General features: G+C 39.5%; 6 protein-coding genes. All 6 read left to right on the top strand.

Annotated features, from left to right (window positions below; genetic code table 11):
* Positions 1 to 133 precede the first annotated feature (133 nt).
* The 6 genes from ACZFYI_RS11605 to ACZFYI_RS11580 all read left to right on the top strand — a co-directional run bounded on the left by ACZFYI_RS11605 (position 134) and on the right by ACZFYI_RS11580 (position 7773).
* Positions 134 to 1126 carry a hypothetical protein gene (locus tag ACZFYI_RS11605; protein WP_462524296.1) on the top strand — a complete coding sequence of 331 codons (993 nt, stop codon included), beginning with the start codon at positions 134 to 136 and terminating at the stop codon, positions 1124 to 1126.
* Positions 1127 to 1185: 59 nt separating this feature from the next.
* Positions 1186 to 2727 (top strand): DUF1254 domain-containing protein, encoded by a 1542-nt coding sequence (locus ACZFYI_RS11600; protein ID WP_462524295.1) that lies wholly within the window; start codon positions 1186 to 1188, stop codon positions 2725 to 2727.
* A gap of 34 nt (positions 2728 to 2761) precedes the next feature.
* Positions 2762 to 4282, top strand: coding sequence for a DUF1254 domain-containing protein (locus ACZFYI_RS11595; RefSeq protein WP_462524294.1), 1521 nt, complete (start codon positions 2762 to 2764; stop codon positions 4280 to 4282).
* A 109-nt stretch (positions 4283 to 4391) separates the two neighbouring features.
* Entirely contained in the window at positions 4392 to 5207 is an 816-nt protein-coding gene (locus tag ACZFYI_RS11590) for a hypothetical protein (RefSeq protein ID WP_462524293.1), read from the top strand.
* 57 nt (positions 5208 to 5264) lie between these two features.
* Positions 5265 to 6251: a SphA family protein gene (locus ACZFYI_RS11585; RefSeq protein ID WP_462524292.1), complete on the top strand. Its 987-nt coding sequence runs from the start codon at positions 5265 to 5267 to the stop codon at positions 6249 to 6251.
* Positions 6252 to 6675: 424 nt separating this feature from the next.
* A complete protein-coding gene (locus ACZFYI_RS11580) occupies positions 6676 to 7773 on the top strand; it encodes an MBL fold metallo-hydrolase (protein WP_462524291.1) in 1098 nt (365 codons plus the stop codon).
* The last annotated feature ends 342 nt before the right edge of the window (positions 7774 to 8115 follow it).

Here is an 8115-nt window from a genome sequence, read left to right as displayed (position 1 = left end):
ACTGAAAACCAGTCATTTAAACCACAATAATTAAAGTAAAAAATGAATTAATTAGATTAAGTTAATCGAAAAAAGCGATAAGCCTAGAATCGTTATCCATCAGACAGTAATGACATAAGATACTAATACAATTATGAATAAATGGACAATTATAGTAATTGTATTTTTTAGTTTTTCCAATATCAATGCTCAACCCGGTGATTCTATATTATCTAGGCCAAAAAGCAATGGGGAAGCCACAAAAGTGTTGGTTAGTTTCTATTTTATTGACATTACAGAAATTGACAATAAAGAACAAAGTTTTACTCTTGATGTGGTCGTCCGTTTGAAATGGAAGGATCCAAGATTGCCAAAGGAAAATGAAACTATGTCAATCAATTCAATTTGGCAACCAAATCTTCAGATCTATAACTCAAGAAATGTCGAAAAAAGGCTTCCAGAAATCGCCTATATAATGCCTGATCAAACTGTCCAATATACCCAGAGGTATTTTGCTAAGTTGAGCAGCCCTTTGGATTTTAAGGAATTCCCCTTTGATGTTCAGACATTGCGAATAACTCTGATTTCATTTGGTTATTCTCCTGAAGAGGTAGAGTTGATATTTGAGAATGCCGGATCAGAAAAAGAATATTCAATCTCAGATTGGAGTGTAGAGCAGATCGGAGCTACCTCTCAGGCATATCGAGCCAACTTATTTGATGATTCAAATGAACAGATCTCAAGACCCAGAATGGATTATGAATTTAAAGCAAGCAGGTATATCCAGTTTTATTGGTGGAAAGTATTGGCCCCACTTATAGTAATTCTTTTTCTTTCATGGGCGGTTTTCTGGTTAGATCCCACACAGGTAGGGGCTCAATTGGGCGTAGCAGGGACTTCTATATTGGCTTTGATTGCATTCCTATATAAGCTGGACAATGTACTTCCTCCAGTTTCATACCTGACCCGTATGGATCATTTCATCTTTGCTTCTCTTCTATTGGTGTTTATTGCATATCTGGAAGCTTTAATTAGTGTAACCTTTGCTTCAAAGAATAAATTAGAATTAGCACAAAAATTGGATTTCTCATTCCGGATCGTCTATCCGGTTATATTCCTTTTTATTGTTTTCTTTTTTTGGGCATAGTCAAATTGAAATTAACATAATTAAATAGCCATATAAAACAGAATTTAAACTTTACGATTATGAAAAAATCAAAATATATAATACCTCTGATCCTCATTGGATTAGTGAGTTGTCAAAAGGGGGCAGATCAAGCAACGAAAGATTCTGAAGCCAAAGTTGAAATACCCAAAATGGCAATGACTACAGAAATTCCTGAGTCTATCCTAACTCCTTCAAGCGTTGAAACCCGAATTGGAACCCTCAATTTTTTTGATGGGTATCCTGATGATGCCACAACAAAATTGGTTTATGATCACCTTGACTTTATACGTGGAGTGGAGGCCTTTCTGAATTGTGTACCCGGAGCATCTGCAGAAGGATTCAGAACAGGTTGGGCAACACAAGGCGCGGACAATAATCAAGCTTTGATTGTTATGGAGGATTTGATGGACTCCAAATCTTTATACTTAACGCCAAATACTGAAAGTATTTACCATATGGCATGGTTAGATGTTAAGAATGGCCCACTCGTAATCGAAACCCCACCAAATGTATTGGGAATTATAGATAATCACTGGTTCAAATATGTAGGTGACTTCGGAAATGCAGGACCGGACAAAGGTCAGGGAGGAAAGTACCTACTTGTACCTCCGGGATATGAAGGTAAAATACCAGACGGTTATCATGTTTTACACACTACCACCTATGGTAACTTGATGTTTTTTAGAGGTTTCTTAAAAGACGGTAGTACTAAAGAAGCTGTAGAGAGTGCCAGAAAACATTGGAAAACCTATTACTTGGCAGATAAGGACAACCAACCGCCAATGGAGTTTATCAACGTTTCAGGTAAGGAGTTCAATACTATCCATGCCAACAATTTTCATTTCTATGAAGAAATAAATGAGATTGTCCAATATGAGCCAAATGAAGCTTCTGACCCAGAGACTTTGGGATTGTTAGCCGCAATAGGTATTGAAAAAGGAAAAGAGTTTGCACCAGACGAAAGAATGAAAGCGATCCTGACCGACGCTGTGGCAGTTGCCAATGCCACCGCTCGAGCGCTTACGTTTAGACCACGCATCGATGCGTATTATTTCCCGGACAGACATTGGTTCACCAACTTCCAAGGTGGTAGTTATACCTTCGAAACCCAACCGGGAGTTCGTAACCTTGAAGGACGTGTTTTATTCCATTATTACGCCACAGGCATTACACCTGCCATGGCATTGAAGATGGTAGGCATTGGCTCTCAATATGCTGCAGCTACGACAGATTCCGAAGGAAAGCCTTTAGATGGTAGCAAAACTTATAAAATAACCTTACCACCTAACATTCCTGCTCAAGATTTTTGGTCTTTCGTGGTTTATGACAACCAGACACGTTCCATGCTTCAAACAGACCAAAAATTCCCTAGTATCTCCAGCCAAAGAGAAGGAGTAGTCATCAATCCTGATTCATCAGTAGATGTCTGGTTTGGGCCAACAGCACCTGAAGGTCACGAATCTAACTGGATTCAGACGGTCCCTGGTAAGAGCTGGAATGTACTGTTGAGACTTTACGGACCGGGACAATCTTGGTTTGACAAAACCTGGAAACCAGGGGATTTTATTGAAGTAAAATAAATCTGAAAATCAATTTCAATCAAACTCAAAAAGTATGATTATCAATAAAAATAAAATAGTCAGTTCATTCGTATTGCTAGTTTTTGGAATCGGAATGACCTCGACTTTTGCTCAAAGTCCAACCTACAAGGCAAAGGTTCCTTCCAGCTTGATTACTCCAAACAAAGTTGAGACGGAAATGCTGGGAGATCTTGAATTCTTTGACGGTATGCCAAATGAAGCAACTGTCAAGAAAACCATAGATTTTCTCGATCTCTCCAGAGCTGTTGAAGTTTTCTTGAACGGAATGCCAGCCACCTCCATTTATGCCATGCTGGAAGGAATGAAACAAGCGGGTGCGAATCCCGGAGATTTGGTTTTATGGAAAGATTATGGGGATGCGCGAACACTCGCACTTACCTTTAATACTTCTACCCCTTATGCTTTCGCTGAGATTAATGTGAAGGATGAGCCTATGATAGTTGATGTTCCACCAGGTGCGCTGGTAGGAGCTGTAGATGATGCTTTCTTCCGTTGGGTTACTGACCTTGGAGTTACCGGTCCAAATCAAGGTAAGGGTGGTAAATGGATTTTTGTAGGTCCAGATTATGAAGGGAATCTTCCTGATGGTTTTACAATCATCAAGACTCCTACCTATCGTAACTGGATGTTTTTAAGAGCTTTGGTCACCAATGGAGATGTAGAAACAGCAACACTGGGTTTGAGAACACAATTCAGAGTCTACCCGCTTTCAATGTTGGCCAATCCACCAAAAGGAAAAGTAGTTAATGCCTCAGGAGCTCAGATCAACACGGTTCATGCAAATGATGTCACTTACTATGACGAATTGAATGCTGTTATTCAATATGAGCCTGCAGATGCCTTTAACCCTGAATTAGTTGGACAGTTTGCGGCAATTGGAATTAAAAAAGGTGAACCCTTCGCTCCTGATGCTCGAATGAAGAAGATATTGACTGAAGGTGTGGCCATTGGTAATGCAACTGCCCGTTCTCTTACATTCCGCCCTCGTGAAGAGCGTCTATACTTCTACCCAGGAAAAAGACAATGGTATTCACCATTTACAGGAGGTAGTTCAGAGTTTATGAACAAAGGTGAACGTGTATTGGATGATCGGATCATCTTTCATTACTATGCCACTGGTATCACTCCAGCGATGGCAAGAGCCCAAGTCGGTACTGGATCAGCATACGCGATTGGCGCGCATGATTCGGAAGGAAATTATCTTGATGGAGGCAAAACCTATAAGGTTACCCTTCCGGGTCCTGTTCCTGCCAAGGACTTTTGGTCTTTCGTAGTTTATGACAATCAGACGCGTTCTGTTCTTGAAACCGATCAAAAATCTGCCGGAGTGGATAGTAACAGTCCAGACATTAAACCAAATGCAGATGGTTCTTATACTGTTTGGTTTGGGCCAACTGCTCCTAAAGGAAAAGAAGGAAATTGGGTTCAAACGATGCCGGGAAAAAGCTACAATTCTCTTTTAAGATTATACGGTCCTTTAGAAGCTTATTTTGATAAGAGCTGGATGCCGGGAGATTTTGAATTGGTAAAGTAAAATATGGGTATAAGTATATGAGGGCATTCTCGCCAACCAATCGGGTAGGGGAATGCCTTTTTCCATAAGTGGAAATATTTCTATTTTCAATTAAAATCAATTCATTAATATGAATCTTGAAAATTCCTTAAAGGCAATTATAGCTGTTTTTTTAATCATTTTGAGCATGAATGCTAAGGCTCAAAATGAGGAGGAAACAACAACTTCTGCTGAAAAATTGGCAAAAAAACTTGCAAATCCTGTTGCTTCACTCATCAGCGTGCCTTTTCAAAATAACTTTGAATTTAACGTAGGACCTTTTGAAGGATTTAGATACATGCTGAATATCCAACCGGTAATTCCTATCTCAATCAATGAAAAATGGAATATGATTAGCAGAACGATTATTCCAGTTATCTCACAAAACAATGTGACTGAAATAGGCGTGAGTCAGACTGGACTTGGGGATATAAACCAAAGTATTTTCTTTTCTCCAAAAGAGGCGAAAAATGGGTTAGTATGGGGAGTTGGTTCTGTATTATTACTTCCTACTGCTACGAGCAACACTTTTGGATTACAAAAATGGGGAGCAGGGCCAAATGCTTTGGTATTAAAATTAAAAGGTCAATGGACCTATGGTGCGTTGATGAATCATATGTGGTCCTATGCAGGGAGCGGTTTAAATGACATTAGTGGGACTTTCTTTCAACCTTTTGCTACGTATGCCACAAAAACAGGAGCTTCGTACACAGTAGCTTCTGAAAATTCTCAAGATTGGAAGAATGACTCATTTGTAGGTATTGCAGGTGTTTATTACGCTAAAGTAACCAAGTTCGGCAACCAAATGGTACAAATAGGCGGTGGACCAAAGGTATTTTATGGGAATAATCAAAATAGACCAGAATGGGGGTTTCGAGCAAACCTGATTTTGATATTTCCGAAGTAGTCTATTCATGAATGGTCTCTGGTCAAGAATTTGAATTTGCGATAATCTAGACATACAATGAAGAAAGTATTTATTTTATTGATTTGTTTCCTGTACATTGAAAGTATTTCGGCTCAGGTAACACCACAAGTATCCCCTGTTTTTTCAGGGGGATATTTACCTGGAATTTTAGGAGTGAGAGACTATGCCAATCCGGGAAGAGATGGGTTATTTGTCCTAGACTATAATATTTTTCTTAATGCCAATAGCTTTTATGACAGAAATGGCAATAAAAGTACTTCAATAGGTAATATTCCGATCGAAGTTGATATTTCAGGCTATATCAACAGCCTGATGCTTGTTTATGCTTCTCCCAAATTGGAGTTCCTTGGAGATGCCCAATATTTATTCATTGCATCACCTAATTATACCACAGCAAATTTAGGAGTGGGGTTAGGTGAATTGACAAGTGGGGAAACCATTACCGGGGGAGTTTCTGGCTTTGGGGACTTGACTATAGCCCCTATAATGTTGTCCTGGACTTCAGAAAAATTTGATTTTACCACGGGATACTTATTCGTTGCTCCTACAGGGCAATATGAAACTGGTGGCTCTGAAAATGTCGGATTGGGTTACTGGTCTCATGTCGTCCAAGCTGCTGCATACTATTACCCCTTACCCCAAAAAGCAACTGCAATACTGATTATGCCTTCCTATGAATGGCATAGTACTCTTAAAGATGCAGAGGTAAAACCGGGTACTCGTTTTTTGTTGGAATATGGAATAAGCCAATACCTTACCGAGCGGTTAGAAGTTACCCTGCAAGGCGGTCATTCCTGGCAAATTGGTGAAGATTCCGGAGCAGACGTTTATTGGGATACTAGTGTAAAAGATCAAATGAGCATTTTTGGCGCAGGATTAGGCTTTTGGGTTAAGCCAAATACCTTCTATGTAAATACCAAATACAGTACAACTTATAACAACAAACAACACTTTAAAGCGAACATCTTTCAGATTCAGCTATTGTTAGCTACTGATTTATTGAAAAAAAGAGAGAATAATTAAAGAAATCGCCAAAAGGATACTTTTTTAAATTTTTTTCATTCCCCATTTCCTCCATAAGTATTCATTATTTGACCAAATTGGATATTTTCTTTAAGTAAGAAAGTTATTAGGATACATTTTTCAATGAAATCGGGGGTAAAGAGGAATTAAAAAATACCTTACAGAGTATCTAAATTATGCATCATGTTATGTTCTTGAGGTTTGGATTTGAAAGTTTTAGCTGTGGAAAAGAATAATTATTTTGGTGAAAACAAGCATTTTATTAGTTAAATCCCACCCGTACATTTTTTTAAATGAATTCCGGAGGTTCAAGGGGATTCATCCTAATCCGGCAAAAGGATAATTTTATTCATTTATAAATCGCCGTTTCTTTAATCCAAAAATTCCGATAACTTTGCTGACTGTTTAGTCAGTCATGAAATCAATGTTGATATCCCTCTCTGTTTTAATTGTCTTTATATTGGTGGTTGTGGTGTTTATCAACCAGCCAAAATTCGGTAAACTCCCTTCCGGTGAGCGCTTGGAGCACATCAAAGCTTCTCCAAATTACCAAAACGGTTCCTTCCAAAACCTCAGTGTGACACCTGACCTGACCGAGGGAGTCAGCTATTCTACGGTGATGTGGGATTTTCTTTTTGCCAAAAAGGAAAGACAATCTCCCACTGATGTTCTTCCTTCTGTAAAGACTGACCTGTTGAATCTGTCTCCTGAATCCAATGTTTTGGTGTGGTTTGGGCATTCTTCCTACTTCATACAAGTAGATGGAAAGAAAGTTTTGATGGATCCTGTCTTGAGTGGGGCAGCTACGCCTATGCCTTTTGGAGGAAAGTCCTTTGCAGGTTCGGATATATACTCCCCGGACGATTTTCCTGATATTGATATTTTGTTTATTTCCCATGACCATTGGGATCACTTGGATTATGAGACGATCATCAAGCTCAAGCCAAAAATCAAATTGGTCATTTGCGGTTTGGGGATCGGAGCTCATTTTGAACATTGGGGATTTGACCCGAAGATCATTGTGGAGAGTGATTGGAATGAGCAAGTCCAATTGGGAGAGGGGTTTTCTGTGGATATTTTGCCTGCAAGACATTTTTCGGGAAGGGGATTTTCCCGGAACAAAGCCTTGTGGGTTTCTTTTGCTTTCAAAACTCCAAGCATGAACCTTTACCTTGGAGGTGACAGCGGTTATGACAGGCATTTTTCAGAAATTGGAAATCAATATGGACCTTTTGACCTTGCAATTCTTGACAATGGACAATACGATGCTGCTTGGCGGTATGTGCATCTCATGCCTGAGGAGATTTTGGTAGCGGCAAAAGAACTCAAGGCTAAAAGAATTCTCCCTGTTCACTCTTCCAAATTTGTATTGGGAAACCATCCTTGGGATGAACCTTTGGAAAAGATCATTGCCAACAATGAATCAGAGAATTTGAACATCATCACGCCGATGATAGGCGAGCAGGTCAATCTCAGGGACAGTACCCAAACATTTTCTCTATGGTGGAGAGAAGTGAAGTAATTAGGAACAAAGTATCAAGTACCAAGTATCAAGTACCAAGAAGCGAGATTCTGGAGTAGCAGTTGGCAGTCGCAGTGATCAGACTTAAGTATTAAGTATCAAGTACTAAGTAACAAGATGGGAGAAGCGAGAAACAAGAGGCGTGATGCGAAAACCGAGACCCTGACAACGCGAAGAAGACAACCATAACAACCACTATAACAACCACTATAACAATTACAACAACTACAACCAATTAACCAATCCCCTATGGACAAAAAGCAAATGATCCTTGATGCTGCCCTCCGGCTTTTTGTGGAGTTTCGGTTTCATGCTACCCCGCCAAGCAAAATCGCCAAAGAA

The sequence above is a fragment of the Aquiflexum sp. genome (assembly GCF_977115555.1).
Note: the sequence above shows the minus strand (reverse complement) of the source record. Positions and strands in the feature narration are given on the sequence as shown.

Coding starts and splice junctions, on each gene's coding strand:
- ACZFYI_RS11605 (WP_462524296.1), top strand. CDS start 134: ATGAATAAATGGACAATTATAGTAATTGTATTTTTTAGTTTTTCCAAT.
- ACZFYI_RS11600 (WP_462524295.1), top strand. CDS start 1,186: ATGAAAAAATCAAAATATATAATACCTCTGATCCTCATTGGATTAGTG.
- ACZFYI_RS11595 (WP_462524294.1), top strand. CDS start 2,762: ATGATTATCAATAAAAATAAAATAGTCAGTTCATTCGTATTGCTAGTT.
- ACZFYI_RS11590 (WP_462524293.1), top strand. CDS start 4,392: ATGAATCTTGAAAATTCCTTAAAGGCAATTATAGCTGTTTTTTTAATC.
- ACZFYI_RS11585 (WP_462524292.1), top strand. CDS start 5,265: ATGAAGAAAGTATTTATTTTATTGATTTGTTTCCTGTACATTGAAAGT.
- ACZFYI_RS11580 (WP_462524291.1), top strand. CDS start 6,676: ATGTTGATATCCCTCTCTGTTTTAATTGTCTTTATATTGGTGGTTGTG.